Origin of the sequence: Falsiruegeria mediterranea M17, from assembly GCF_900302455.1 — a bacterium.
In the GTDB taxonomy this organism is placed as follows: Bacteria; Pseudomonadota; Alphaproteobacteria; order Rhodobacterales; family Rhodobacteraceae; genus Falsiruegeria; species Falsiruegeria mediterranea.
Genome location: NZ_ONZG01000020.1, coordinates 1 through 26,961 on the forward strand (window position 1 = coordinate 1; position 26,961 = coordinate 26,961).

General features: G+C 59.2%; 26 protein-coding genes and 1 pseudogene. 7 read left to right on the forward strand and 20 right to left on the reverse strand.

Features of this window, described 5'->3' with window-relative positions; all coding sequences use genetic code 11:
• From TRM7615_RS24090 to TRM7615_RS24110, 5 genes and pseudogenes are all read left to right on the forward strand, one after another.
• Positions 1 to 335, forward strand: a pseudogene (locus tag TRM7615_RS24090) (hypothetical protein); the annotation flags it as partial.
• A gap of 1,002 nt (positions 336 to 1,337) precedes the next feature.
• Positions 1,338 to 1,544 (forward strand): hypothetical protein, encoded by a 207-nt coding sequence (locus TRM7615_RS24095; protein ID WP_108792533.1) that lies wholly within the window; start codon positions 1,338 to 1,340, stop codon positions 1,542 to 1,544.
• 512 nt (positions 1,545 to 2,056) lie between these two features.
• Entirely contained in the window at positions 2,057 to 2,650 is a 594-nt protein-coding gene (locus TRM7615_RS24100) for a helix-turn-helix domain-containing protein (protein WP_108792534.1), read from the forward strand.
• Positions 2,637 to 4,934, forward strand: a complete 2,298-nt coding sequence (locus tag TRM7615_RS24105) for a relaxase/mobilization nuclease domain-containing protein (protein ID WP_108792535.1) — start codon at positions 2,637 to 2,639, stop codon at positions 4,932 to 4,934. Before TRM7615_RS24100 ends, TRM7615_RS24105 begins: the two co-directional genes overlap by 14 nt.
• Positions 4,934 to 6,892, forward strand: coding sequence for a type IV secretory system conjugative DNA transfer family protein (locus TRM7615_RS24110; RefSeq protein ID WP_108792536.1), 1,959 nt, complete (start codon positions 4,934 to 4,936; stop codon positions 6,890 to 6,892). The genes TRM7615_RS24105 and TRM7615_RS24110 overlap by 1 nt, the downstream gene beginning before the upstream one ends.
• A gap of 452 nt (positions 6,893 to 7,344) precedes the next feature.
• Here TRM7615_RS24110 and TRM7615_RS24115 read toward each other — a convergent pair whose 3' ends face one another.
• From TRM7615_RS24115 to TRM7615_RS24175, 14 genes are all read right to left on the reverse strand, one after another.
• Positions 7,345 to 8,424 carry a TrbL/VirB6 family protein gene (locus TRM7615_RS24115; protein ID WP_108792537.1) on the reverse strand — a complete coding sequence of 360 codons (1,080 nt, stop codon included), beginning with the start codon at positions 8,422 to 8,424 and terminating at the stop codon, positions 7,345 to 7,347.
• A 14-nt stretch (positions 8,425 to 8,438) separates the two neighbouring features.
• Entirely contained in the window at positions 8,439 to 8,843 is a 405-nt protein-coding gene (locus TRM7615_RS24120; protein WP_108792538.1) for a hypothetical protein, read from the reverse strand.
• Complete coding sequence (locus TRM7615_RS25680; protein ID WP_165821527.1) at positions 8,840 to 9,010, reverse strand: hypothetical protein; 171 nt, start codon at positions 9,008 to 9,010, stop codon at positions 8,840 to 8,842. The genes TRM7615_RS24120 and TRM7615_RS25680 overlap by 4 nt, the downstream gene beginning before the upstream one ends.
• A complete protein-coding gene (locus TRM7615_RS24125) occupies positions 8,997 to 9,995 on the reverse strand; it encodes an ATPase, T2SS/T4P/T4SS family (protein ID WP_108792539.1) in 999 nt (332 codons plus the stop codon). Before TRM7615_RS24125 ends, TRM7615_RS25680 begins: the two co-directional genes overlap by 14 nt.
• Position 9,996: 1 nt before the next feature.
• Entirely contained in the window at positions 9,997 to 11,361 is a 1,365-nt protein-coding gene (locus TRM7615_RS24130; protein ID WP_108792540.1) for a TraB/TrbI/VirB10 family type IV secretion system protein, read from the reverse strand.
• On the reverse strand, positions 11,358 to 12,032 hold the full coding sequence (locus tag TRM7615_RS24135) for a TrbG/VirB9 family P-type conjugative transfer protein (RefSeq protein WP_235824203.1): 675 nt from the start codon (positions 12,030 to 12,032) through the stop codon (positions 11,358 to 11,360). The genes TRM7615_RS24130 and TRM7615_RS24135 overlap by 4 nt, the downstream gene beginning before the upstream one ends.
• A gap of 218 nt (positions 12,033 to 12,250) precedes the next feature.
• A complete protein-coding gene (locus tag TRM7615_RS24140; protein WP_108792541.1) occupies positions 12,251 to 12,904 on the reverse strand; it encodes a VirB8 family type IV secretion system protein in 654 nt (217 codons plus the stop codon).
• Between the two features lie 113 nt (positions 12,905 to 13,017).
• Positions 13,018 to 13,845, reverse strand: coding sequence for a type IV secretion system protein (locus tag TRM7615_RS24145; protein WP_235824204.1), 828 nt, complete (start codon positions 13,843 to 13,845; stop codon positions 13,018 to 13,020).
• The gene (locus TRM7615_RS24150; RefSeq protein WP_207775270.1) at positions 13,845 to 14,951 is read right to left on the reverse strand and encodes a transglycosylase SLT domain-containing protein; all 1,107 of its coding nucleotides are present in this window, start codon (positions 14,949 to 14,951) and stop codon (positions 13,845 to 13,847) included. The genes TRM7615_RS24145 and TRM7615_RS24150 overlap by 1 nt, the downstream gene beginning before the upstream one ends.
• Positions 14,952 to 15,152: 201 nt before the next feature.
• Positions 15,153 to 17,516, reverse strand: coding sequence for a VirB4 family type IV secretion/conjugal transfer ATPase (locus tag TRM7615_RS24155; RefSeq protein WP_108792542.1), 2,364 nt, complete (start codon positions 17,514 to 17,516; stop codon positions 15,153 to 15,155).
• Positions 17,506 to 17,784 (reverse strand): VirB3 family type IV secretion system protein, encoded by a 279-nt coding sequence (locus tag TRM7615_RS24160; protein ID WP_108792543.1) that lies wholly within the window; start codon positions 17,782 to 17,784, stop codon positions 17,506 to 17,508. Before TRM7615_RS24160 ends, TRM7615_RS24155 begins: the two co-directional genes overlap by 11 nt.
• A gap of 12 nt (positions 17,785 to 17,796) precedes the next feature.
• On the reverse strand, positions 17,797 to 18,081 hold the full coding sequence (locus tag TRM7615_RS24165; RefSeq protein ID WP_108792567.1) for a TrbC/VirB2 family type IV secretion system protein: 285 nt from the start codon (positions 18,079 to 18,081) through the stop codon (positions 17,797 to 17,799).
• A gap of 101 nt (positions 18,082 to 18,182) precedes the next feature.
• Positions 18,183 to 18,803, reverse strand: coding sequence for a lytic transglycosylase domain-containing protein (locus TRM7615_RS24170; protein ID WP_108792544.1), 621 nt, complete (start codon positions 18,801 to 18,803; stop codon positions 18,183 to 18,185).
• A 43-nt stretch (positions 18,804 to 18,846) separates the two neighbouring features.
• Entirely contained in the window at positions 18,847 to 19,203 is a 357-nt protein-coding gene (locus tag TRM7615_RS24175; protein ID WP_108792545.1) for a hypothetical protein, read from the reverse strand.
• Between the two features lie 283 nt (positions 19,204 to 19,486).
• Here TRM7615_RS24175 and TRM7615_RS24180 point away from each other — a divergent pair, with 283 nt between their 5' ends.
• A complete protein-coding gene (locus tag TRM7615_RS24180) occupies positions 19,487 to 19,669 on the forward strand; it encodes a hypothetical protein (protein ID WP_306417740.1) in 183 nt (60 codons plus the stop codon).
• Between the two features lie 182 nt (positions 19,670 to 19,851).
• Here the strand turns inward: TRM7615_RS24180 and TRM7615_RS24185 are convergent, their stop codons facing one another.
• From TRM7615_RS24185 to gmd, 4 genes are all read right to left on the reverse strand, one after another.
• Positions 19,852 to 20,601, reverse strand: a complete 750-nt coding sequence (locus TRM7615_RS24185) for a hypothetical protein (protein WP_108792546.1) — start codon at positions 20,599 to 20,601, stop codon at positions 19,852 to 19,854.
• 104 nt (positions 20,602 to 20,705) lie between these two features.
• Complete coding sequence (locus TRM7615_RS25685; RefSeq protein ID WP_165821528.1) at positions 20,706 to 20,954, reverse strand: hypothetical protein; 249 nt, start codon at positions 20,952 to 20,954, stop codon at positions 20,706 to 20,708.
• A 559-nt stretch (positions 20,955 to 21,513) separates the two neighbouring features.
• Positions 21,514 to 22,485 carry a GDP-L-fucose synthase gene (gene fcl / locus TRM7615_RS24190; protein ID WP_108792569.1) on the reverse strand — a complete coding sequence of 324 codons (972 nt, stop codon included), beginning with the start codon at positions 22,483 to 22,485 and terminating at the stop codon, positions 21,514 to 21,516.
• A gap of 4 nt (positions 22,486 to 22,489) precedes the next feature.
• A complete protein-coding gene (gene gmd / locus TRM7615_RS24195) occupies positions 22,490 to 23,608 on the reverse strand; it encodes a GDP-mannose 4,6-dehydratase (RefSeq protein WP_108792547.1) in 1,119 nt (372 codons plus the stop codon).
• Between the two features lie 229 nt (positions 23,609 to 23,837).
• On the opposite strand from gmd, the gene TRM7615_RS24200 reads away from it, so the two are divergent.
• Positions 23,838 to 24,791, forward strand: coding sequence for a glycosyltransferase family 2 protein (locus TRM7615_RS24200; RefSeq protein ID WP_108792548.1), 954 nt, complete (start codon positions 23,838 to 23,840; stop codon positions 24,789 to 24,791).
• Between the two features lie 54 nt (positions 24,792 to 24,845).
• Here TRM7615_RS24200 and glmM read toward each other — a convergent pair whose 3' ends face one another.
• Both glmM and TRM7615_RS24210 read right to left on the reverse strand, forming a co-directional pair.
• Positions 24,846 to 26,186 carry a phosphoglucosamine mutase gene (glmM, locus tag TRM7615_RS24205; protein WP_108792549.1) on the reverse strand — a complete coding sequence of 447 codons (1,341 nt, stop codon included), beginning with the start codon at positions 26,184 to 26,186 and terminating at the stop codon, positions 24,846 to 24,848.
• Positions 26,183 to 26,941, reverse strand: a complete 759-nt coding sequence (locus TRM7615_RS24210; RefSeq protein ID WP_108792550.1) for a class I SAM-dependent methyltransferase — start codon at positions 26,939 to 26,941, stop codon at positions 26,183 to 26,185. The genes glmM and TRM7615_RS24210 overlap by 4 nt, the downstream gene beginning before the upstream one ends.
• Between the last annotated feature and the right edge of the window lie 20 nt (positions 26,942 to 26,961).

Below are 26,961 nucleotides of genomic sequence, written 5' to 3' on the forward strand. Positions count from 1 at the left end.
TCGAGATCGAAAACCTGGTCGGCACCAACTTCGACGACAGCCTGACGGGCAACAACGAGCGCAACCAGCTGTCGGGCCTGGACGGGGATGACTTCCTGTTCGGCTACGGCGGCACCGACTACATGAAGGGTGGCGCGGGCAACGATACGATCAACGGCGGCGCCGGGTCGGATTATGCGATCTTTAATGGCAACCGGGCGGATTACACGATCACCCGGAGCTCGGCGACGGATGTGACGGTGACCGGCGCGGACGGCACCGACAGCCTGATCTCGGTCGAGTACTTCCAGTTCGACGACGAGACCGCGAATATCTGGCAATTCGCGATCGCGTAAGGCGGCACTCAGAACAAGAAACCCCGGTCCGTATTTTGCGGGTCGGGGTTTTTTGGTTGTGCAGGGAATCGTACCCTATCTAATGGGTTGTGAGGCCAACAGAATGACCCGGTACCTGGGAGCTCACCCACTCAATCTGCAATATATTTGTTTCATGTAAGTCCCGGCGTACGTGAAACTAATCAGAAAGATATTCTTGTCGTTATAAAAAGCGACAAATCAAGGGGATAGGCAGTGAAACAAGGTAGAGGCAGAGCAGGAAAGCGATAAGTTAAACTGAAGGTTTGCGAGGAAGTGAATTCAGTGTTGTCGCGCCTGCCAACAGCCTCCCAAAGCCGGTTCCTTCGTTCTACCGACATACGGATCATTGAAGGTGATACGATTGAAGTTCGGGGCCTGACCGCAAATATACGTCTTGTCGGATTTAACACCCCTGAGACATGGAAACCGGCCTGCACGGCAGAGCGACAGCTCGGAGAACGTGCCACGGCGCGTCTTGGTCAATTGGTGCGGAATGCGGCGTCGATTGAGTTTGAACGCATGACCTGTGCCTGTCGGCCCGGGACGTGGGACACACGCTCATTGTCGAAGGTCTGGCCGCACCAGTTTGTCCTCCACGTCCGGAACCCTGGTGCTGGTGACAGCGACAGCCACTGGACGCTGCCGACGGATTTGTACATACGGCTCAGAACGGGCCTGCAATCTGTCGGGCGCGGCGGATCATTTTACAGCTGCGATGAAGCAGAACGGCCCAAGCCATTTCCCATCTCGATCCACGGGAACGAAGGCGACTGCAAAGTGGCGGCGCAGATTTGGGTCACCCCTTTTTTGCTTATGCATGTGGATCGCACAGGGGCGGCCCGGCCGTGCCCTCCGCTTCGCTCCGGCAAGCACAAATACGGTTTCCACGCGCGGGGCGCGAGGACCCTCCGTATTTGCGCTTGCAGCCGGTCCTGACGCCCCCGTGCCGGGTGATCCCCATCGCAAAAAGGAGTAACCCAAATGACCAACCACTACGTCGCCACCGTCCCCGTCAAATTCACCGATAACGATGGCCAGGAACGCACCCGCTTCCAACGCGTCGGCGCTATGTTCCGCAACACCCGCAACGGGGACGGATCGGAGTTCTTCAACCTCAAGCTCGACTTCCCGGTCGCCGTCTCGGAACTGGTGATGTTCCCGCCAAGCTCCAAAGAACCTCAGGAGTAAATCCCCTGGCGAGGATGGGCCGCCGCGAGGCGGCCCTTTCCCCGTTCCGGGGAGCGCTTCGCGTGGACCTGTTTCCCGTCCCGGAGAGGTGCCGAGAACAGATCCGCCAACCAGCCTCAAGGGGGCCATCCAAAAATCCTCGGGGCGGTGCCGGTCGGTTTTTTGGTAGAGATTTGGGCAAGCCAAATCTGGCCGCCCTTGACCCTGCCTGTCGGCCCTGTTGGCAGAGGTGTTACGCCCACCCCCTCGCTTCCGTCCGAACACATGTGTGTGTTCGGTCAGAGCTTCGGGCGGGGCGTTTCCTATCGGATGGATTTGCGGGCTGAGAAGGTTGGGGGATGGATACGCCCTGTCGGGCGGCCGCGCGCCTTCGGCGCTCGGCGTGAAACGGTATACAAGGCTGCTGAAGCATCAATCAACGATAGTATAATATTGACTGTTATATATAGTTTTGTATGATGGTGGAGCAGCCTTGCATGAAGGTGGCAGGAAATAGGGGGGCTTTCTTCCGCATGTCCCAAGCGAAGCGACTGACCGAGACCCAGAGGATGGAGATCGTCCGCGAGGCAACAGACGGTATCTCGACATCGGAGCTGGCCGCACGCTTCGGGGTTACCGCCCGGGCCGTTCGGTACATCCTGAAAGCCGATGCCGAGCGTCAATCGGATGCGGCCATTCCCGTGGCGGCCGTTAGCGTGAAGGTGACGGTTGAGGAGCTTGCGGGTTTTGACGAGGTGCTGGCCGCCGCCGGGATCGAGAGTCGGGCCGAGGGGCTGCGGCGGCTCATTCAGATGGCCGGTGGGGTGTTTGTTCCTGATACCAATCTGGCGCGTGAGATGGCCCGCTACCGGGCCTCTCTGCATGAGGTCGGCAACGGGGTCGCCCAGATCTCCAAGCAGATGCAATACGCCAACCGGATGGGGCAGGGGGCTGATGGCGGAGCGGGCGCGGAGTTTTCCGACTTGCGCCTGGCGCAGATGCGTGGGCTGGCGCGGTTCATCCTTGATACCGCTGATGAGATCGATCTCCTGTTGCGTCGTCGTCGGGACACGATGCAGCTCGAGGTCTCCGCCGTTCTGAGGGAGTTTGCTCATGCGGCTGAATGATGCGGTCCATGATGTCACCGGCGAGATCTTCCGGGATGGCTGGAGCCGGATCCGGGGATCGATGCAAGGGCTGCAAGCCGCCCGGCAGAGGCAACTGGTGCGCGCCGCCGCGGGCCATAGGGCGGCTGTGTTCAAGGCCATCCGCAGCGGCGGCACACACACCAAGTCGCAGCTGATGAACCAGCTCGATTACCTCACCACCAAGTCCACCCATATCGTCGATTCAAGCGGGTTCCTGGACGGGAAGACAAAGCTTGAAGCGGGCGAGATCAATGATCTCTCCGAGCGCTTTGCCAAGCGCTGGGGCGCCGGGCTCAAGCCGAAGCTCGGGCAGACCACCCATATGCTCATGTCCTATCCTATCGGCACACGCGGGGAGGATGTGCGGGACATAACGGCAAATGTCGCTGAGCGGTTCTTCCAGAGCGAAGAGGGGCATTTCGACTATATCATAGCCGTTCACGAGGATCGGGATCATCCCCACGCACATATAGTATTGAACCGCAGGTCACAGGAGGGGGAGTTCTTCTTCCTGGGTCGGGATCATCGGTTCAACTACGATAGTTTCCGCCTCGCCATGGTCGAGGAGGCCGAGAGGTTCGGCGTGCGCCTGGAAGCCACCCGGCGTCTGGATCGAGGTGTTGTCCACTATCCGCCAAGGACGCGCGAGATCTACGCGGCGAAGGCGGAAGGACGGCTCGCAGAATTCCGCCCGCGTGTGGGGGCGGATCTCGACCGGGCACTCGAAGAGATCGCCAATACACGGATCATATACCACTCGCTCGCCGCCGAGGCCTCGTCCGACAATCGGGAAGACATTGCGCAGGCGCTGTTCCGGTCCGGAGAGCTGTTGGCGAAGGGTGGCAAGCTTACCTCAGAAGGAGGGGTTTACATGGCAGAGGACTATTCGTTTGAAGATCTGAAAACCCGCTACGCCGAACAGGTCGAGCGCGTCCATGGTATGATCGCGGAAAAGCCCGAGGCCGAGCGACCGCGCTTTGAACGCAGCCTCAATGAAATCCAGTCGCGCCTGTCTCATATGCAACCGCTCGGGTTGCGCTCCGTGACGCTGACTGAGCAACCCTCGGAGGGCGGGATCTATTCCGAAGCCAACATCGACCGCGATCAATTGGAGAGGCTGCACGACCCCGAGGTTCGGGCACAGGTAGATACCGCGCTCCGAGGGACCGGGATCAGCACATCGGTTGTTGTCGCGCGGATGGAGACAGGGGCGCAGAACGCCGCCCTGGAGCGCCAGTGGATCGCTGATGATCTGGCGCGGGTGGCCGATAAGGAAGACCTCAATCTCGAGCGTCGCACAGATCAGGAGGTGGCGCGCGAGGCGGTAAACCGGGCGCATGTCCAGCTGGGGGAGACGCTCGAGAGCGCAGGTGTCTTGCGCGTAGACGGTGCCAGGGAGCAAGAACCTGTCACAGAGCGGTTCCACTATCATCCCGAAGCCGTCGAAGCGGCGGCAAGGGTGGTCCGGGCCGAGATGTGCGCGGATGGGCTGACGGATCAGCAGATCAAGGATCGGGACGAGCAGGTCGTCAGCCGGGCGGAACACGGGGTTGAGGTGGAGCAGCGCGCATACCTTCAGGCGCATCCCGAATTGCTGATACGCCCCGGAGATATCATCGACCGATCCCAGCCGTTCTGCGATCGTATCACGGATGAGGGCCTGGCCAGAGACATTGCCCGAGACGTTGATCGCATCATGGAGGGGCGGGATGTCCGAACATTTGTTGCGGACGCCGTCGCGGATGATTTCCGCGCGCGGTATCCTGATATGCCCGGCCATCTCGCCCGTGGCCTGGGGGCGACCTACGCGGCTGTGACAGAGGCGCGGGACACAGATGTCATCGCCCAGGTTCGCCGCGAAAACAACCTGCGCGAAGCGCTCTCGAACAAAACGAGCGTGGGCAACCATGCTGACCTCCAGTCTGGCGAGATTCTCCGTGTGGTCGAGCACGAGCGCGCAGGCAACCTTCACGCGCCCTTCCCGGATGACAGTCAGCGTCAGGCGTATCGCGCCGAGGTCGAGCGGCACCTCGATGACGCGCAGATTGAGCGGCTTCGGGGCGGCGATGCGGATGTGTTGAAATACCGGCTCGAGGATCGCCTCGACCGACTTTATGTCGCCAAGACCTATCTGCAATCGGATGCGGTCACCGCCAACAGTGAGGCGACGCGCACCGTGGTCGAAGAGATCGCGGACCGGGAATATGACCTCCACCGCGCCGATCTGGTCGATGGTGAGAGCGAGCGCGGGGAAACACATTAATGGGAAAGGGGCACCTTGTAGTTGGCGTGATGCTGGTCACCCTGGTTGCCATCGCGATCGGTTATGTCATCGCATCGGCCGTGGTGACGTTCCGGGACCAAGGGTTCCAGGCGGAGATCGACTTTTTCTACATTGCGCAGAACTACCAGGCGATTGGTGCGGTGCAGCCCGATGAGTTCCGTCTGATCAATCTGATCATGGGTGCAGCAGGGGCAGCGGGCCTTTTAATGAGCCTTGCGATTTCCGGCTCGGCCCTCACGCGGTTTGGCTATACCCATTGGCAGACCCGCCGGGAGATGAAGCGCAACGGGTTCTTTGGCACTCCCGGCACCGGGTTTGTGATCGGAAAGCTGGGAAAACCGGCCGCGCGAGCGCCGTTTCTGTGTTCCAAGACCTTCCCCCACGCATTGATCGTGGCGCCAACCGGGCGTGGTAAGACCACCGGCTTTGTGATCCCAAACCTGCTGACCTGGCAGGGATCGGCGGTTGTGCTCGATGTTAAGGGCGAGTGTTTTGAGGCCTCGGCCCGCCACCGGGCGGTGCAGGGCGACAAGGTCTATCGGTTCGCCCCGACGGATTGGGAGGACAAGCGGACCCATCGCTACAACCCGCTTCTCAGAATCTACGAGCTCGAAGACCCGGCCCGCCAACAGATGGAGTTGCAGCTTCTGGCGACACTCTTCCTGCAGAACGACAACGATCGGGTGCAAGGGCTGCTCAAGGGCGGGATCGATCTCTTTGTTGCGGCGGGTCTGCTGGCCTTCCAACGCAAACGGCCGACCTTGGGTGAGATTTACCGCATCTCGGCCTCGGGTGGAAACAAACAGAAGGAGTATCTGGCGAGGTCCCACGAGGTGCACAACCCAGCGGCGCGGTTGATCTTCACGCGCCTGGCCTCGACCAACAACGACACGCTGACCTCCTATGTATCGCTCCTGATGACCTCCGGTCTGGATCAATGGCAAAACCCGGCGATTGACGATGCCACGGCGGTGTCGGATTTTGATTTCCGTACGATCCGCAAAACGCCCTTCAGCGTCTATCTTGTCGTCCAGCCTCTGATGGTGAAGCCTCTGGCCCCGTTGATCCGGCTCTTCTTCTCGGATTTGCTCTCTGCCCTTCAGGACAGGGAACCGGGGCCGGATGAGCCCTGGCCGGTGATGATCATGCTCGATGAGTTCAACAGGCTGGGAAAGATGCCGATCGTGGCCGAGAGCATCGAGGTGTTGCGGGCCTATCGCGGGCATCTGGCCGTGGTCACTCAGACCATCCCCGCCATAGATGAAATCTATGGAGAGAACACGCGGCGGGCGTTGCAGGGAAACGCCGGCATCAAACTCTATCTGACCCCCTCAGACGAGAAGACCGTCGAGGAGTTGAGCAAGGCCGTGGGCAAGACGACCAAAACGGTGGTTACGCGGTCGCGGGCGGTCGGCAAAAACCCCTTTGAGGGGCGCAGCCAGTCGGAGCGCACCGAGGAGGTGTCGCTCTTGCCCGAAGACGAGGCACGGCGCTTGCCGCTCGACGAAATCGTCGTCGTTGTCGATGCGCAGATGCCGATCCGGGCAAAACGCGCGGTCTACTTCGAAGATCCGTTCTTCAAGAGTATTCATGCGGCGCAGGAGGGCGACTTTCCGTTTCCAGAAGGCCCGGTCGGGCCGATGGGGGAATTGCCGCTGAGCGTTCGGGCAATGCCAGATTCGCCCCGGGGCAGGGGTGGTTCTGATGCTGAAACCAGCAATACAGCGGTTGCGCGTGGCGAACACGACGGGCGGCAGAGGACCTGGGTGCAAGAGCAGCAGTTTGAGATGAACTTCGAGGGTCAGACAGATCTCACGGTTGGTGCGCCGAGCGAAGGTGACGTGGTTCAGGTGCAAGATGCACTAAGCGATCTTGAGCGGTTGGAGGGGGAAATTACCGGGGAGGCGAGGAGTTCTGAAAGGGCGGTTGCAAGGTAAGCTACTGTTAGACCCGCATGCAGGGATTATCTAAGAAAGATCCGAAATCGCCATTACTAAGCGGCTTGATTACTGTGAGCGAATTCAGCGGCAACCAGCCCAATGAAGGCATCGCCCTTGTGGTATCTCGGGCGGGAAGCCGATTTGTCACGAGCAAGCCGTAGCTTAAAAGAGCGGAAATCTCCCGACCAAGCGGTAACGATGCGACTTGGCTTAAGTGGTGGATGTCCACCTAGGAAAAGTTGCATCGCAGCACTTGGCTTCAGCACCAGCGGAAGTTTTGGGCCGTTTGCGTCGTGTGCTTGGCAGCCGTCTCAGAGACTTTGCAAAGGTCGTTATCGGCGAAAAATTGCCGCTCAGGCGGATCGACAATGCAAATGAGGCGAGCGGCAACAAGGTCCGGTACTGGACCGGTTATGATACAGCAAAACGAAGTACAACTTTCCGTTTACTTACCGCCGTCCCAATCTGCTCAATCTAGCGAGTTGGGTGAGCATACGAGCGCCGGTTCCGGTGGATGCATTTGACGGGCTTGGTTGCGCTCCGCCCGTTGCATTTGGGCGAGCAGGAAGTGCTTGAACCCCAAAGAGTTGTCGTGTTCGAAGTGCGGCGTATTCTGCCCCTGTCGCGCCTCCAATTGCGTAGCGGTTGTAAACCTGCTGGCTACCGGCCAATCCCCTCGAGAAGGCGTAGCCCCCACCGAACCCTGCCGAAAGTGCGGGCATCATGATGTTGCCAGAGACCGAGCGAACGATGAACGGTGTTGCAATGATGAACCCTTTGGCCATCAGCACCATCATGAAGAACGGAATGAGGGCGCCAATGTTGGATGCACCCTCAGGATCGCCCAATTCTGCAAGGAGCGCTCGCGATACCCCGGTGATTGTTGCAAATACGCCCGCGACAACAATCGGATACATCGCAAACGAGATAAGCGCAGAGAGCCAGCGGGCGAAATAGTCTTTTGTCACCTCAAACAGAGTCAGAAAAATCATAATCGGTGCGACCCCGATAAGAAGCGCGATCATCAGTCGAGATGCGACGACGATGAAAGCAGCCAATCCCCCAAGGATTGAAAGCAGTAAAACGCCGAGAGTGTCCAAGAGTGCGCCCGCCATCCAATTCAACTCGGACCCGGCGGCGTTCAGGTAGTCTCCGAGCGCCGCAATCAGCTGATCGAATTCCTCTGCAAAGGTTCCCGAAGGGCCTGGCGTTCCGCCGCCAACCGAAGCAACAAGCGAACCGGCGATACTGTCAATGCCGATCAGAACTGCGGAGGCTAGCGTATTGAACTGGACCCAGTTGGTCGCAAAAACCCCTATCAACCCTACCTTCACAGCGAGCCAGAAAGCGGTTTGACCGTCCATGGCTCGATATTGGTAGATCATGTTGAAGCACACCAGAATGACCACGAGCGTTGTGCCGAGAACGAGCATCGTTCCAACCGTCGCTGCCACCGCTCCAAACTGTGTTTCCGCCGTGGTATCCAGATAGCTCTCTGCGGTTTCCACAAAGTATGTGACGACGCTCATTCCCGTTCCCTATCTCACCAGTTCCCGGCCGCTTCACAGATCGGCATCGCCTCTTTCCGGAGCTCATTTGCCTGCCTGCCGTATGCTGACGTGGCTTCGACAATGTCCCAGTAATCCGCCGCACCATAGTTTTTGACGAACGTGCTTTCGGCGGACGTCCATGAGGGATAGCGTACGTCGCATTCGCAGTTCTGCGCATCGACGATGCGCTGCATGCTGTCTGCACGGTAGATTTGCTGTACCAAAAGCCGTTTGTAGGACTCGCGCGTCTCAATGTTCTGCATCCACTCCGGCTCGGGAGGCTGTTCCGGACAGACATCTGGTTGGTTATTCAGAGACGGGATCAGGTTGCGCTCGGCAATAGAACCCTTTGCAAAGCAAAACACGAACAACACTGCATACGCGAGGGCTCCCTTCATTTCGCAAGCTCGCGTTTCACAAAGGTTGTGTAGCCGTTGTCACCTGCGTCGGCTGTGATGACTTCCCAGCCTTCCGCATCACGCTCATTCAAAAGGCGCCGCATGGCGTCATAGTCTCTTTGCTTCTTCACGTGGAAGAAGAGGGCATCGTACTCAAACTGTTTCATCGGATAGTCCTCCGTTGTTTCGTGTTCCGGGAAGATAGAACTCTGTGATGCCGCGCTCGCCGTTTTCGCGACCGGCCTGGATGATGACATCGATCGAGCTTTCGATGTATTGCACCATGTCCTGATAGGTCATGGGGATCTCGGTTTTGAGCGCGGCGATGGCGAGGCGCTGGACAGCAAGCTGGGGTGTCTCGGCATGCAATGTGGTCATGGAGCCGCCGTGGCCGGTGTTGATGGCCTCGATGAAGGTCATGGCCTCCTTGCCACGAACCTCACCAAGGATGATGCGGTCGGGGCGCATCCGGAGGGTTGCGGTCAGGAGCACGTCGGCGGATTGGAATTCCGCGTCCCGGTTGGCGATCAGGGTGACCGCATTGGGCTGGGAGGGCAGAAGCTCTGCGGCCTCTTCGATGGTGATGATCCGCTCTTCACCTGGAATGTAGGACAGGATCTTGCGCGCGGCGACGGTCTTCCCGGTTGAGGTGCCGCCAGAGACGATCATGTTGAGCTTGTTTTCAACGCAGAAGCCAATGGCCTCATTGATGTCGCCAGCGGCCACGACATCGCGCAGGGCTCTGTTCTTCTCCTGACGCAACGCCTCAAGCTTGCGCTCTTCACCGTACAAGAATTGAAGCTCAATCTGATCAAGGGGCAGGTTTGGGAAGAATCGCAATGATATCGACATACCTGACAGAACCGCAGGCGGGGTTACGACTTGGGTGCGGATCGGGCGGTCGCGATAGGTGATTGACACCGAAACAATCGGCTTGTCCTTGCTGAGCGTCGTGTTGGCGGCGGATGCGATCTGGTTGCCGAGATCGCGCACTTCGGTGACGGTCAGGTGCTGGTCCAGCGCCCGCATGAAATGATCCCCCTGAAACTCTCCCCAGCAGGATCCATCGGGGTTGATGCAGATCTCGATCACATCGTCACGCGCCGCGTCTGTCAGCTTGTCGAGTGAGGCCTGGAGGTAGGAGAGCGTCATCTCAGAAGATCTCCAGATCGCGATCCACCATAACGGTGACGCGCGCGCCCTGATCGAGATAGATGACAGGTCCGATGGAGAGATATTCGCCGATCACGCTGTCGGTGGCATTTGCCAGATCATCCCCGATGTCCCTCAGGACGTCCGCGGCTGTTTCATCGTCGACACTTGCGGATGCGACATTTGGCGCTGCCGAGATGATCGAAATCAGTGCCGCGGATCCAAAGCGTTGCGCAAAGCGAGTGTCGACAAAGCCGGTGACACCGGATCTCCCCAACGCGTCTCCCCCGAAGGAACTGATCTGAACGGTTTGACTGTTTGGCAGGATGATCCGGTCCCAGGCGATAGTGACACGCTTCTGCGCGATCTCGACACCTGAGCGGTAGCGTCCGATGAGGCGGGATCCGCGTGGGATCAGAAGCCGCGATCCATCATAGCTGAACACGTCTTCCGAGATGATGGCACGGGTCTGGCCGGGCAGAGAACTGTCGAGGGCGGTTTCCATCACGGCCTGGATCATTGTGCCCTGGATGACGGTGTTCGAGGGATTGGCGATGACCTGGGCCTGGGTGACCGTGCTGGGCAGCGCGCCGTTCAATACAAAATCCGTCACCTCGCCAAAATCGCGCTTCGTCAGCTCGGTCTCTCCGGCTCCAGCGTTGCCGCCAAAGGCGATCACAGGCGACGCGATCCGACGCTGTTGAAACGCGCGTTCTTCCTCGGACCGCCGCTGCAGCTCTGCCAGCCGTCTGGCTTCTTCCTCCCGTGCCCGCAACTCCTCATCACTGGGGCCGAGTGGGGCAGGGGTCGGCGTGTTTGCCTGCAGCTTTGCGAGATCCAGATCCATGCGCAGCTGTTGAAGCTTGCGATCCCGCGCCGTGAGTTCTTCCTGGAACTGTGTCTGCGCAACCTCTGACGCGTCCCGCAAGGCCGCCACTTGAGCCGTCAGCGCATCGATTGCCTCCGCCGCAGCCGTGTCTTCCTCTGAAACAGGTTCAGGGGCGTTTTGTAAGTCCGCGATCTGGGCCTGCAGCGCTTCGAGTTGGGCCAGGAGTTCGGCATTGGGTTCGACCGGATCGGGTGTGACCACAACGATCTCCGGTTCCGGGGCAGGGGGTGGGATAAAGGGCTCGATTTCTCCGAAGCCGTCGCCCTCGGCCTGGAACTCATCTGGTGTCGCCGTCGGTAAGGTGGCCTCGTTCTGAGGCTCTGACAAGAAGTAGAGGGCAAGCCCACCTGCCAGGATCAAGCCGACCACGAGAAGGGCGAGGAGCGGCGGGCGGCGCTTCGGCGCCGACCCGTGACGTGGGTTGCCTTCTTCGAGTGCGGCCAGGCGCCGTTCGAGCTCTGCGTTGGTGTCACTCATGAGGTGGCCCCCGCGGGCATTGTCGCCTCGATACACACGACCTCTTCGCCGAGCCTGAACACCCATTGGCGATTGACGCCGGAGACGCGGATTACGCCGTCTTCGACAGCACCCGTGTTCACCGTGCGTTCACGCCCGCCCGTGTAGCGGAATATGGCGGGAACAGGGGCGTTCTTGGGAAAGGCGAAATAGGTAAAGGTGCCGTCATCCCAAACCCGTGAGGGCGTGAACTCGGTGCGTGCGCTGGCCCTGTAGTTGGTATTGGGAGCGGAGCGTGCGATGGCATTTGCGGGACGGCGATTGGTCTGAGGATATTGGAATTGGACCACATAGAATGTCGGGCGCGCGACCTCGCTCACGTTGAAGTAATAGCTCCGTCGATTGGTGTAGACTGTGACATTGGTGTGGACGCCACGTGCCATGGGTTTGATCGCAAAGGCTCGCCCGCCGGGCACGCCGTCGATTTCAAAACCTTCCGTATCCCCGGCGATAATCGACCGGATGCTCTCGCCCTCACCAAACTCGATGGTGGTCACATGGGTGAGCGAAACGTTGACCCGATAGACCTGACCATCCTGATAGGTGGCGATCCGTACACGGTGATCTTTTGGGCCGCCACGTGGGATCGCTTCAGCCTGAGCCAGGGCAGGGATCAGGGCAATGCAGATCACGGCAGCGAGACATGTAAATGCGTTTCGGGAGGGACAAGCGGTGACATTCCCCTGTCGCGCTTTGCGGTCTGGGGACAGTGGCAAAGGAGCTCGTTGTTTTGGTTCGCACAAGCGCATCATGACGTTTTGAGCAAAACATGCATCTCGTGTTCGCTGCCTCTCCCTGCGGTCGAACGCGAACAGAGATGGTCGTTTCTTCTTGCTGAGCTCAAAACGCATTAATTTTCCAATCTGTCAGAGCTGATCGCATATTCGACGACGGTGAAGCCAAAGGGATTGGTCCAGACCTGGTCGATCGATCGGCTTTCCTCGGGTCGGAACTGAAACAGCAGAGTTGCGGTGAAGAGACCTGCCTGAACCCCTTGGATTGAGGTGAGACGCTTTCGCAGCCGCACCGTGGCCCGGTTGGTTCCGATCCTGTTGATGCTTAGGATCTCGACGTCGAGCCGGGCGTTGGGTCCGTAGACAGTCGGCGGATACTCCGCATTGGCGGAGTTCCAGATCTGACGCAGTGAGGCCCGCGCGGCGCGGTCCGAGCGGCGCAGGACGCTCCTGATGCGCACATCATTGTCGAGTTGATTGTAGACCTCGCGATCACTCACATAGCGAAAGACTTCCGCCTCGATGATGGCGCGGTTTTCGGTGACCGTGGTGGCACCGACCGAGGCTTCCGGCAACGCAAAACCTGTTTCCGGATCGTATGGAACAACCACGGGCGGGGGATCGACGTCCAGAATGGCAACGGCGGCGGCGCTGAGACATCCACATACACCGAAGATCAGGCCAAGAACGCCGAGACGCTGCCAGAGCCGTTCTCGCCTCAAGGCGCCGTAGACCAGTTCCTCTTCGATGATGGCTGTCTCTTCGTCCACGGCTCCCCGCTCCTTAGGCGTTTCGAATTAAGTTGAATTGGTTCTTCGCTGCCTCTCGCTTCGCTCGAACGCGAAAACCGATATCTGATTTCATTGGCCAAATTCGAAACGCCCTAATCTGCTCTCAAATCGGGGAGGGTGAACTCCATGAAGCGTTGTTCCTCGGCGATGGTGGCGGCATCGATGACGCCGCCGGTGCCGTCGCCCACGGTCTGGATCGCTTCGAGCTGCCACATGGCAACAAGGGCGATGGCCAGCTCTGCGGTGACGCGGGTATTGAGATCGACGCTTTCTTTCAGCTCATCCATATCATCGATGAGCCCGACAAGCCGGTCGACCCGTTCCAGGGATTGTCCGGCATCGTCGTAACTGTTCTGAGCCGCAGCCGAGACCAGCGCGCCTGTTGTGGCTTGTGTCGCCACCCGTTCGGCACCGGGATTGCCGCTGCGCGCCATCTCCGAGAGTGTGTCCTCGTCAAAGCCGAGACCTGCGAGCACCCGGTCCATCTGGGTTTCGATCTCGCTGGCACCTGAGCCGGAGAGTCCCGAGAAGTCCCCCGTTTTGATCGCCTCGATAGTTGCGATGATGTCGCCGAACTCCTGATCGAGGAGACCGTTCAGCTCCTCTTCCATCCGGGTCTGGATGATCTCGGGGAGTTCGGCGAGACGCGTCAGCGCCTCATATGTCCGCTGCAATTCGGCGAGTTGCTCCGTGAGTGTGGAAAGCTGCTCGCGCAGTTGAACCAGCTGCTCGTTCTGCAAAATCTCGTCTTCGATCATCTGCCGGAGCTGCTGGATGTTCTGGGCAATATTCTGGGTGTCGACCACCGGTACGCCCTGTGCCAGAGCGGGGGGCGCACTCAGAAACGACGAACAAACTGCCAGCGTGGCGGCGATCGTCAACGCGCGCAACCGCTTTCTGGGGATGAGAATGCAAGGCATCAATCCAGCTCCTCCAGTGTGAAATCCATGAACTCCTGTTCGGCCATGCGCGCAGCCGCCTGCGCCAGTTGGGTGGCGCTCAAGGCTTTTGTACGGGCGGCCTTGAGCCGAAGGCGGGCCACCATGAGACGAACCAGTTCTGCGCGGGCATAGGTGTTGAGGGCCATGCTCTCCTGGATATCTTCGGCAGCACCGATCTGGGTGACGATATCCTGGAGGCGCAGCGCGGCCTGACGGATCGCTGCGGGGGCATTGTTCCCGTAGGTGGTCGCGCCATGTCCGGCAAATGAAAGCTGTGCGTTGGCGAGCAGTGCGGGATCGATTGTGCCACGCGCTTCGATGCCGCCGATGCGGGTAAGATACAGATTGTAGCGTTCGGGGATGACCTGGACGTAGTGTTGGGTTTCTTTGAAGGGTGGGACGCCACCATATTCAAAGACACGGCCCGGACCCGCATTATAGGCCGCGAGCGCATTGAGGATGTTGCCATCAAAGGTTTTGAGTTGGGCCGCGAGATAGCGCGCACCGCCCTCAACCTGCAGATAGGGGCTGTCGTAGTATGCCGGGTTGATGCCGAGATCACTGGCCGTGCCCGGCATGATCTGGGTGAGGCCGAAGGCCCCCACAGGCGAGCGCGCGCCGATGGAAAAGCGGCTCTCCTGCCAGATCAGGGCCTGAAGGAGCGCGCGCCACTGCACGACCGAAAACCCGGCGTGACCGATCCCGGGTCGCCCATGGGTTTCCCGGGCGACCCGGATGATTAACTGCTCGATGTTCTCTGCCGCATCGCCGAACATACCGGCCCCGCCAGGATTGGGATCGATATCGCCTGCCCCATAGACCTCTGCAGCAGACCGAGCAGAATCACCACCGCCCGCCTCCAGGTTGGACACCATGTCCGGCAGGCCCTGCCCACCAAAGCTTGTTTGCGCGTCCAGGATGTTGCGCAGCACGGCGAGTTGCTCCCGTTCGATCTCTGTCAGGAGTTCTTCGACGGTGAGTTTTTCCCGCTGAACAGTCAGATCAGCCTCCCGGTCGCCGGTTTCGGCGATATCCCGAGCGGTCAATCCGGAATCGTTGACCGGCACGCCTTGGGCGGCCGCCATCAAAGGCAGACAGATTACCAGAGGGATATGGGCAACCCTAGATCTCAACGCCGTCCTCCTGCGATCCAAGTGGTGTGAACACACAGCTCGGGTCAGCGGGGCCAGCTGAGGCACGGAAGGCGAAACAATTTGCCTTGGGTTCTTGGTACTCTGCGCAGGACATGAGCGCGCTGAGCGCAAGCAACAGGAGAGGCAGGCGGGTCATGTCGGCCTCCAGAATTCGGGGTGATCGCGGTAATCGGCACCGACGAGCGCCTCGCCCTTTTCCATGCCACCAAGGATCGTGAGCAGCGGACCAAGCGCCGAGAGATCGGCATCGACCACGACCGAGCCGCTATCGTCCCGGATCAGGGCGAGACGGCTGTCACTGCCCGTGTTCAGAAGCACGTCGAGTTCTTTTTCAGAAAGGTTCAGCATCGCATAATCAGCAGGCTGGGCGCGAATGTTGGGGAGCAGGATCTGCGTTGGCACGGCCTCGACGATGGTCTTGCCCGTGCGCGTGCGCTCAAGCTGGGTCGCGTATTGGGTCATCATCACCGCAACTGTGTTCTGCTTTCGGGCGGTCACCAGCCAGTTGGACAGCCGCTCAGCAAAATATGCGTTGTCCAGCGCCTTCCAGGCTTCATCGATGACAATGATTGTTGGGCGACGGTCTTCGATCTCCCGTTCGATGCGCCGAAACAGGTAAGAGAGCACGGCCATGCGTTCCTTCTCGCTCTCGCTGTCAAGAATGCCGGTGAGGTCGAAACCGACGACATCGCCTTCCAGCGAGAAGGTGTCCTCAAGGCTTTGGCCGAAGATCCAGCCGTACCGCCCGTCCTCGGTCCATTCCAGGAGCCGCTGGTGCAAATCACCGTTGTCATCGGTTGAGACGAAGAGCGACGCAAAATCCTTCCAGTTCCGCAAGGCCGGGTTGGCCGCCGTGGCATTCTGACGGACCACCTCCTGAATGCGGTTGGTCTGAACCGGTGTGAGTGGTTTGTCGGATCGATGGAGGAGAGAGGCCAGCCAATCCGAGAGCCATGCGGTTCCTCGCTCGTCGGTCTCGGTCCAGAGCGGATTGAGACCGGTGACCTGCCCGGCTTTGATCGAGGCGTAGCGACCGCCATTGGCGCGAACGGCCATTTCCATCCCGAGGCGGTAGTCAAAGACGAAGATGCGGGCGCCTATTCGGCGCGACTGGGTCATCAGAAAGGCGGACAGGACGGATTTGCCGGAGCCGGGACGGCCCAAAATGAGGGTATGACCGCTGCTCGGCTCTTTGTCGGGTGATCCTTGTTCGTGGTAGGAAAAGCGATAGGCGCTTTGCTCCGGTGTCGGAAAGAGCGTGATCTCTTGCCCCCAGGGCAATTGGTGTTTTTCCTTGCCGAGCTGGGTGCGATGCAGCGCCGCAAAATCTGCAAAATTGCGGTTGGTGACGGCACTGGCGCGAATCCGTTTGGGCTGGTTGCCCGGGTGCTGGCTGAAGTAATGCGTTCTGGCTGCCATCTTCTCGCCGATCATCTTCACGCCTTCCGCCGCGGCTGCATTGACGATCTCGGCTCCAAGGGTCTGCAATTCGTCGAGACTGTCACAGAAAACGGTCACGACCATATGGTGGTCCCCAAAGCTTTGGCGTTTGGCCTCGAGGTCATCGAGTGCGATGTCGAGGGCTTCCAGCAGCGAGAGGGCGGCGTCCTGGGAGGCCCGCATCTGGCGTTTTTGCCGCTTGATGCGTCCGGCCATCAGGTTTGAATTGATCGGCGTGAAGGAATGGGTGACGATCATATCGACGGGCAGGTTCAGCATATCGAACATGGTGCAGGTCGTGGCCTCGGGATATTCGCCGATGGCGAAGCTCTTTCCGAAGCGACGGCCAACGACGCCGTCCGAGAGCTCGAAGTGATCCTCAAAGAACGTCGTCCGCGTGTTAGCCACGTTGTAAGCCAGGAACCCGAAGCGGTTGGCGGGATAAAGCGGCAGTTCGCAACCCGTGTTCAACGCGCCGAGGAAGCCGACCAATTCGCCTGAGGCCGCTGAAAGGACATGGGGGTTCAGCTCGGCAAGACCGGATATGAACACGCCGACTGCTTCTCTGAGGCGGCGTACACGTTTTTGGGTCTCTTCCTGGAACCGCTCTGGAGCGCTGCGGTTCACGAAACCAAGGAAGCTTTTTAGCGGCGGACGGTGGATGATGGTCAGCGTCAGGGTCTTATCCCGCAGGCCTGCGGAGACGAGCTTTGCGCGCCAGGTCCTATCCACCGCTGCCGCGAAACCCTCTCCTTTGACGGGAAGTAGATCTGGTATGATCGACTTCGACACCTTGTGAACGTAGTAGCTGAACTCCGGACCAAGCTGCGCGATGATGCGGGCAAAGAGTGCGGTCACCTTATCGAGATAGGCATCATCGGTGGTGTAACTGTTGATGCCGCTCAGCCGGACGCACTGGAAAAGCTCATTGACCCGGGTTCGAACTGTCGTGTCGTCGACCAGGCTAACATAGGGCAGCATATGCGCCAGGTGTGTCTCGCGGGCATACCAATCGGACATGAGGGTGCGCGCGTCGATGGTCGTATCACGGGGCATAGCTGTCACCCCCGTGGATCGAACGGTTCCGCGTTGGAGGTGTTTCCTGGAGTGCGGTCATCATGACGTCAAAAAACCGCGGATCCCAATCTGCCGCTTTCCAAAGCACTGGATACAGGATTGCCGCGACCCCGAGCACCAGGAAATGTTGGACCCAAACAAAGAGCAGCACCGATCCGAACAGCCAGACCATGGCATACATGATCGGCAAGCCGAGCAGCTTTGGTGGGCGGACCAGGCCCAGAAAGAGAGGAGATCGCTCGGCCATGTCTCTCATCTCCTAGGGGGCGGTTCCGCCACTAAAGACGGCTGCAACGATGGTCGGTGCGGCGGCAACCCCGGCGATGCCGACCAGAACCCAGAGCGCCTGACGCAGATCAATGATGTTGAAGAACCAGCTCAGGAACACGCCCAGCACGGCGAGGGTGGCGATCACCACGCCCAGGGGTCCTGTGAGCGCATCCACAATGCCCTGAAGGAGGCTCTGGATCGGGGACAGATCGATGCTCTGTGCGAGTGCCGGGTCGGCCAGGACCACAAAGAGGGAGATGCAGGCAGTTAGTATCTGGGTCCGACCGGAGCCCCGCGACCGAACAGCAGCGTTCCGCGCCTTTGTGGTGTTGGCATTGATTGATCTGAGCTTTGATCGCCAAAAAACGCGTGACCTCATTGGGTTGCTCCTTCAAGCCGGTTGAAGACGGCCAGCACCCGCTGGACGTGGTTCTGGGTTTCTCGAAAGGGGGGAATGCCGGAATGCTGGCGCACCGTGTCCGGGCCGGCATTGTAGGCGGCAAGGGCGAGACGCACGTCGCTGAACTCGGCCAGCATCAGGGCGAGATAGCGGGCTGAGCCATCAAGGTTCTGTCGCCAGTTATGTGGATCAACATTCAGTGCTTTGGCTGTTTCCGGCATGAGTTGCCCAAGCCCGATCGCCCCGGCCTGGGAGACGGCGCGCGGATCATAAGCGCTCTCGATCTCTATGTTGGCCTGGTAGAGGTTGAGCCAATCCGTGACGGTTATGTCGGCGGCGCGAAGTCCGTGGTGGCGCGCGTACCGCAACCCGGTTTGTTCGATCGCGTCCAGAACATCCGGGCGAGGGGCTGCGGTGCGAGGTGCAGCAGATGCAATTTTAAGGGTAGCATCATCTTCGGCGTTGGCCTCTCCACCGATGATGAGAAGACTGTTTGATGCCGGGGTTTGACCAATCCCAGCATTGTAGTTGCGAGCGAATTTGATCTGAGCCTGCGATGGAAAAAGCGAGCCATCGCTGTCCATCACCAGCACCATGTCGGCTGATGCGGGCAGGCTCAGGAAGGAGAGGAGAAGGCCGCTAAGTCCGACCGGCCGCCAGCTCTTCGCTGGAGAGCTTGTGAACCGTTCGCTTGCCTTCCTCGAGCGGAATATCTGCGTGTGAGAAACCGACCCCCTGAAGGAAGGAAATGACCCCTGTGACCGTTCTGATCTCGCGGATCTTGATATCGTTGCGGGACGTTCGGGTCCGGGCTGTGACGAGAAGCTTCTCGACGCCTGCATCGCTGACGGTGCGCATGATCCAGACCCCGTGCCAGTTGGGGCCTTTCTTATAAGCGTCTTCCTTGCAGATGACTTCCACACGATGGCCGCTCTCGACGAGCGCGCGGAAGCCGGATTCGGTAACCACATTCGGTGCTTCTTGTTCTAGGTCCATCACCCGGATCACGCTTTCTTCTCATAGGCGGATGACCGGGTTTTCATATTGAAGCCCAGGCATACGATAGTATAGCAATAATTCGCAAGATATAGTTGTTGCGAGGCAAGCAGATTTTTGCTCATTTAACGAATAGACCGGGGTCGTGCACGTGTTCAAGAAAATAAGGATAATGTGCAAAATCCGGCCGCAATGGGGGATTGGGCTCCAAGCTATACTTTTGCTGATCTGTTTGACCGGTGGCGCATCAGCTTCGTCATGTCGCCCACCACCCAGACCATTTGTGCCAAACGATCCTCGGGCCGTGCGGGATTATGTCGATATCATCAAGGGCGACTTCGAGCTCTACATTCGGGACATCCAGAGCTATTTCCGATGCCTTGAAGAGGAACGTGTCCGGGCTTTTGAAGAGGCGCGTGAGGTGAGCCAGGAGTATGGGCGGTTCCTGGAGGACCTCGGAGAGTGATCTGCTCTGGGTAGGGGGCGTTTTGTTTCAAGTTCAGGCTGGGAACCGATGCCTGTTGCGTTTTGCTCGCCTCGCGTTCTGGAAATCGCGCATGGTCAGATCTTCCAGTGTAGCTACTTCGCAGGATACGTGCAGCTGGGGCCATGTCATTCAGTCGAACGCGGACTTGGGGATGTTGGGGCTTAGTAATCTACCTGCTCGTAGCCGTAACTGCCTTCAAAATCCCGCCAATCCACGAAGACTGAACGGTGGTAGATACTCGGGCAGTCCTCGCCCCAGCGGTCTAGTCCGCTAAGGGCCTCAGGCAACGCTGCTACAGATGACGGTGCCCATGAGAAGTCGCCTTGGGTCCCATAGGTGCCCAGAACGACCGCTGCGCTCCGATAGCACCACCCATCACGGTCTTCCACGTTTTGTCGTGCATATCGCACGTCGAAAACACGGATAGAGCGTACGAAGTTGAACTCGGGCCCGCTGATATCGATGTCAGCGCGCTCCTGTGCAAGGTGCAGGGCGTAGTCTCCCAGGGGCACCTTGATTGTAGGTCTGTTGAAATGAAGCACGGTTGTAGTCGGCGTGAACCCGGCGTTTCCCTCATCTGCAGGAAGGCTCTGAAGAAGCGGAATGGGAGCATCCATGAGTGCATCGAAGATGCGTGGTAGGTAGAGGTGATCATTGCCAGGATCAAAAGATGCACCCATGGGGCAGCGCCAGATCTGAAGTGGTGGTTCAACGGGCCAGGGTGTGATCCGTCGGATGAATTCTGCCCGCGCGCGGGCGCATGGAGCCGAGGCTGGCCATCCGCCAGAGAGACACAGAAGAATGGCGCAATCGATCGGATAGGTTTGGGCCTCGGCCTCCTGGGAAAAGCTCGTCAGAGTTCCCAATCCAAGGGCAGCAGTGAATGTGAAATACGTCAGTTTGCGCGGCATGGGGTGAACTCTGAGCAATCACAAGGTCGAATCAAGATTTCCACAATAGTATACTATTGTGAACTGAAATCATATAACTTGAAGGAATATCTTGCCCGACATTGCTAGATCTCGCCTTCACTCTTTGCTGACAAGGTTTCAAGTAGATCTGTTATCGCATCGGTGGTGACGGCCTTGGCGGCCTTGATCGTTCTGGATGGCAAAGGTGGATCAATCTGCTTTGCTTTTCGGTCACCACCGAGCCAGAGAGCAGACAACTCGGAATTGTCCCACAAGATGACCCAGCCTATGGTCCGGCCTGCAGCGTTTGTTAGCTTAGCGATCGATGATCCGCTTGTTCTATACTTGGTCACTCGTTCTGCTCTCGAAACTCATTAACGCGGGTGTTTTGCGGCCTCTTTTGGTCCTCGTCTAAGGTCAGGGCGTGATAAATGTACTTGTACTCTCAACTTGTTGGCTGAAGTGCTGGTTGGGACTTCCTCAACGCTGGATTGGTTGCCGCTGGTTGTGTTCTGTCAGCGATAAAACGGATTAAGTTGGATAACACCTACAATGTGACGCCGATTGGCATCGAATGTATTGGGAACGTCCCAATACATCTAATGTATTTTTTATGAAGCCTTCTGTCGGCGTCTTCTAGCCGAGGCAATCTTTGGTTGAGTGTCCGAGGGAACCCAAAGGTGTTCACTCGTTGGTTTCCGTAGTTTGAAAAAGCGTAACAATGTGTACTGTTGCAGCCTGTGGGGAATTTGGGGGTTGCGCAGCTCATTTCGTATAGGATCGAAATTATTTAACATAAAACGGATTAATCGCTTTTGATTCCCGTAAAGGGCACATTCTAAACTGGGTTGCGACAAATCCCCTTTCTTGCTGACCAGCAAGGAGAACGGACTTGGCCCAGGCAGAGCTGGATCAGCCCCGGAACCGGTCCTGATTGTCGAGGAACCATTGATAGGTTTCGGTGACGCCTTGTTGCAGCGGGATCTGCGCCCGCCACCCCATCCCGGCCAGCCGACCCACATCCATCAGCTTGCGCGGGGTGCCGTCCGGTTTGTCCGGATCGGTTGTGATCCGGCCTGTGAAGCCGGTGATCTTGGCCACCATCTGCGCCAGTTCCAGGATGGCAATGTCGCTGCCGGTGCCGACGTTGATATGGCTCAGCATCGGATCGGTGTTGGCGGCATAGGTGTCCGCAGGCAGATCCAGCACAAACAGCGAGGCCTCGGCCATGTCATCCACATGCAGAAACTCGCGGCGCGGTGTGCCCGTGCCCCAGATCACAACCTCTTCTGCGCCGCTGTGTGCCGCCTCGTGAAAGCGGCGGATCAGGGCGGGCAGAACATGGCTGTTTTCGGGGTGAAAGTTGTCGCCTGGACCATAGAGATTGGTCGGCATGACAGATCGATAATCGACCCCATGCTGGCGGTTGTAGCTTTCGCACAGCTTGATGCCCGCGATCTTGGCCACCGCATAGGGTTCGTTGGTGGGCTCCAGCACGCCGGTCAGCAGCGCATCCTCGCGCATGGGCTGGGGTACGGCGCGCGGATAGATGCAGGATGATCCCAGCTGCAGCAGACGCTGCACCCCGGCGCCAAAGGCCTGATGGATCACGTTGCATTCGATCATCAGGTTTTCATAGATGAAATCGGCCGGATAGGTGTTGTTGGCGTGAATGCCGCCAACACGCGCGGCGGCCAGGATCACCACGTCCGGTGTTTCCATCGCCATGAAATCGCGCACGGCGGCCTGATCGGTCAGATCCAGCTCGCTGTGGGTGCGGGTGATCAGATCCAGCGCTTCGCCCGCCGTTTGGCGTGCCTGCAATTGGCGCAAAATGGCCCCGCCCACCATACCGCGATGTCCGGCGACATAGATCTTCTGCATCAGATCAGCCCTCGTGTGCCACCGGCACATCCATGCCGTGCTGCGTCAGCAGCGCATGGCGGCGCGCGGTCTTGAGGTCCTCGCGCACCATCTCGGCGCACATTTCCTGCACGGTGATCTCAGGCGTCCAGCCCAGTTCCGCCTTGGCCTTGGCCGGATCGCCCAGCAGGGTCTCGACCTCGGCGGGGCGGAAATAGCGCGTATCGATGCGCATCACCACATCGCCGACCTTGAGCGCGGGGGCCATGTCGCCCTCGATCGCGGCCACGGTGGCGATCTCTTCGGTGCCTGTGCCTGAGAACTCGAGCGTGATCCCCAATTCCTGGGCCGACCATTCGATGAATTGGCGCACCGAATATTGCACGCCGGTGGCGATGACAAAATCCTGGGGCGCGTCCTGCTGCAGCATCATCCACTGCATGCGCACATAGTCCTTGGCGTGGCCCCAATCGCGCAGCGCGTCGATGTTGCCCATGTAAAGACAGTCTTCGAGCCCTTGCGCGATATTGGCCAGACCGCGGGTGATCTTGCGGGTCACGAATGTCTCGCCCCGGCGCGGGCTCTCGTGATTGAACAGGATGCCGTTGCAGGCATACATGCCGTAAGCCTCGCGGTAATTCACCGTGATCCAATAGGCATACATCTTGGCCACCGCATAAGGGCTGCGCGGGTGGAACGGGGTTTTCTCGGTCTGCGGGGTTTCCACCACCTGACCATACAGCTCTGACGTCGAGGCCTGATAGAACCGCGTCTTCTTCTCCAGCCCCAGAAAGCGGATCGCCTCGAGCAGGCGCAACGTGCCCATGGCATCCACATCCGCCGTGTATTCCGGGCTTTCAAAGCTGACAGCTACGTGGCTCTGCGCGCCCAGGTTATAAACCTCGTCAGGCTGCACTTCCTGGATGATCCGGGTCAGGTTCGAACTGTCGGTCAGATCGCCATAGTGCAATTTGAACCGGCCGCTTCCGGCATGCGGATCCTCATAGATGTGATCCACCCGCTGCGTGTTGAACGACGAAGCCCGGCGTTTGATACCGTGGACTTCATAGCCTTTTTCCAGCAGGAATTCGGCCAGATACGATCCATCCTGTCCGGTGATCCCCGTGATGAGTGCTGATTTCATGTGAAGTTCCAGATGCAGTTGTCACGTCAGAGCGGCTGACCCCCTCGATATTCTGTTTCGGGCTGTAAAGTCCACCACCGAGGTATCAGATCGGCGGCATTTGCCCCGGTCTGCCCCCGGTCTGCCCCAGGGTTGGCGCGGCTTTTGCCAAACCCTTCGTTACAATGCTTGTGTCTGGGCCGGAGCGGGATAAAACACTCGGACCCCGTGGCCCAGGCAGGAGACAGAGATGAGGACATCACAGGCACAGCTGTCTGAAAACGATGGTGTCTGCATCCTTTTGGGCCTGTATCAGGGCGCCCGCTTCCTGCAGGAGCAGCTTGACAGTTTTGCGGCGCAAAGCTGGCCGCATTGGTCGTTGATCGTGTCCGATGACGGATCACGCGATCAGGGCCCCGAAATCGTGGCCGACTTTGCGGCCGCCCATCCGGATCGGCAGATCACCTGCCGGAACGGACCACAGCAGGGATTTGTCCGAAACTTCCAGTCACTGTTGCAAGCCGTCCCGCCTGACGTGCCTTATGCGGCCCTGTCGGATCAGGATGATGTCTGGTTTCCCGACAAGATCGAACGCGCCCTGACCCAATTGGCGGCCCTGCCTGCAGAGGTGCCTGCGCTCTATTGTGCCCGGACCCTGATCTGTGACGAGGACCTGACCCCGATGGGGCCGTCCCCGCATTTCCCGCGGACACCGGGGTTTCGCAATGCGCTGGTGCAATCCATTGGCGGTGGCAACACCATGGTGCTGAACCGGGCTGCGTTGGATCTGGTTGCAACCTGCATCCACGAGGAGGCTATCCCGGTGGCACATGACTGGTGGCTCTATCAGGTGGTCAGCGGCTGTGGTGGCACCATTGTGCGCGATCCGGACCCCGTGCTGTCCTACCGGCAGCACGATCACAACCAGATTGGTGCAAACCTTTCGGCACGGGCGCAGATGGCGCGTCTGGTTGCGCTTTTGGGGGGGCAGTTCCGATCGTGGAGCGCGACCAATCTGGCCGCCTTGGCCGGGCTTGAACCGCAGATGACCCCCGACGCCCACAGGGTTCTGCAGCACTTCGCCCAGGCCCGCAGAGGAGGGGTCGTGCGACGGCTTTCGTCGTTGCGCCAGTCCGGGGTCTATCGGCAAGGGCGACTGGGGGATATCGCCCTGTACATGGCCTGTGTGCTCAACCGGCTTTGACACCATGAGCAGGTAAGTGCTGTGCGCCCTTCCCCCAAAAGGCAGGCGCGCGTCTCAGCGCAGCTGCGAGATGCTTTGGGCGATGTCTGCGACCACCGATTGCAGCAGGGCGGAATCCTCGCATTCGCCCATGACCCGGATCAGGGGTTCGGTGCCCGATTTGCGCACCAAGAGCCGGCCTTTTGTGCCCAGACGGGCCTCACCTTCGCGGATCGCCTCGACCACGATGGGGTTTTCCAGCGGCGCGATGCCTTCGAGAAAGGACACATTTTCCAGGATCTGCGGCACGGTTTCAAACACGCGGGTCAGTTCGCTGGCCGGACGCCCGCTTTCCTGTAGCAGGGACAGGACTTGCAAGGCCGCAACCAGACCATCCCCGGTGGTGGCATAATCGGTCATGACGATATGACCCGATTGCTCACCGCCCAGATTGTAGCCGTTCTTGCGCATGACCTCGACCACATAGCGATCACCCACCGGCGTGCGCTGCAGCTTGATCCCCCGGTCCGTCATGTGGCGTTCCAGCCCCAGGTTCGACATCACCGTGGCCACCAGGGTGTTGTGGCGCAGCTTCTGGGCTGCGGCCCATTTTTCGGCCAGCAGAGCCATCAGCTGGTCCCCATCCACCACCGCACCGGTTTCGTCGATGATCACGATGCGATCCGCATCTCCGTCCAGGCAGATCCCGATATCGGCCTTGTTTTCCAGCACCGCAATGGCCGCCAGATCAGGTTGGGTCGATCCGCACCCTGCGTTGATGTTGTATCCGTTTGGATTGATCCCCATCGGGATCACCTCGGCGCCCAGTTCCCACAACACGGTGGGGGCCACCCGATAGGCGGCACCATTGGCGCAATCCAACACCACTTTGAGCCCCGTCAGCCGGCCGCGATCGGCAACGGTTGTCTTGGCATATTCCACATATCGCCCGCCCGCGTCGTTGAGACGATCGACCCGGCCGATTTTCAATGCATCGACGGGCGGAATGGCCTGCTGCATCAGGGCCTCGATTTCGGCCTCGGCAGCATCGTCGAGCTTGTATCCGTCAGGACCGAAGAATTTGATCCCGTTGTCATAATGCGGGTTGTGCGAGGCGGAAATCATCACCCCGAGATCGGCTTGCATCGAATGGGTCAGCCGCCCGACCGCCGGGGTCGGAATGGGCCCCAGTGCAAACACATCCATCCCCGCTGCGGTAAATCCCGCAGCCAGGGCATTTTCCAGCATGTAGCAGGATCGGCGTGTGTCCTTGCCGATCACCACCCGGTGGCGCTGTTTGTCCCGGTTGAAATATTGCCCGACGGCCGAGGCCAGGCTGACAACAGTGGGAACAACCAGAGGGTAGCTGTTTGCACGCCCCCTTACGCCGTCTGTTCCAAAAAGTTTTCGCGTCATATCTTTGGTTTTCTAGCAATAATGGTCAAATTTTCCTGAGGCCCGGAAATTGCGATATTGCGCATTTTCATCCCAAGGGCGCGGGCCTCTTGGTCATTTGTAACATAAAGTCCCTCGGGAATGGCAGGGCGAACCGGTGCGGCGCTGGCATAGACAACTTCCAGGCCAAGGGTGGTCAGGATTTCCTGAATGATCGGGGCGCTGATATAGACCACCAGATTGGTCACGAAATCCGCATGATCTGTCTTGCCCAGACCTTCGAGATAGGCTGCGGCAAACTCACGGGGCATATAGGCGGGCCAAGGCGCCAGCGCGTGACCTTCCCACAGGTTGCGCACATCTTCGGCGTGAATGTGCAGGGTCCCACCGGGTTTCAGGACACGGGCGATTTCGCGCAGAGAGGTCTGCGGATCGGGGACATGCTCGAACACGAACCAGGAATAGATGCCGTCAAAATGGTTCGACGGATAGGGCATCAACCGCCCGGGATAGAGATAGAATCGATCACGCCACTGCGGAAAATTGCGTTCGGTGATGTTGTCGAACTGGCGCTCACGCTCTTCATCGACCTCAATCCCCCAGGCATCCAGCCCGTCCTGCAAGGCGCCAAGGACAAAGCCCCCCGCCCCACAGCCGAAATCCAGGACCCGCCCGGTCTGCGGCGCGCCAAAATACTTGCGATGCTGCACCTGGTAACGGGTATAACGCTCCTGGCCTTTATTGAGAATTTTGGCCTGAAACTTGGTCGGAGCCATCACTTATTTCCTTTCCAATA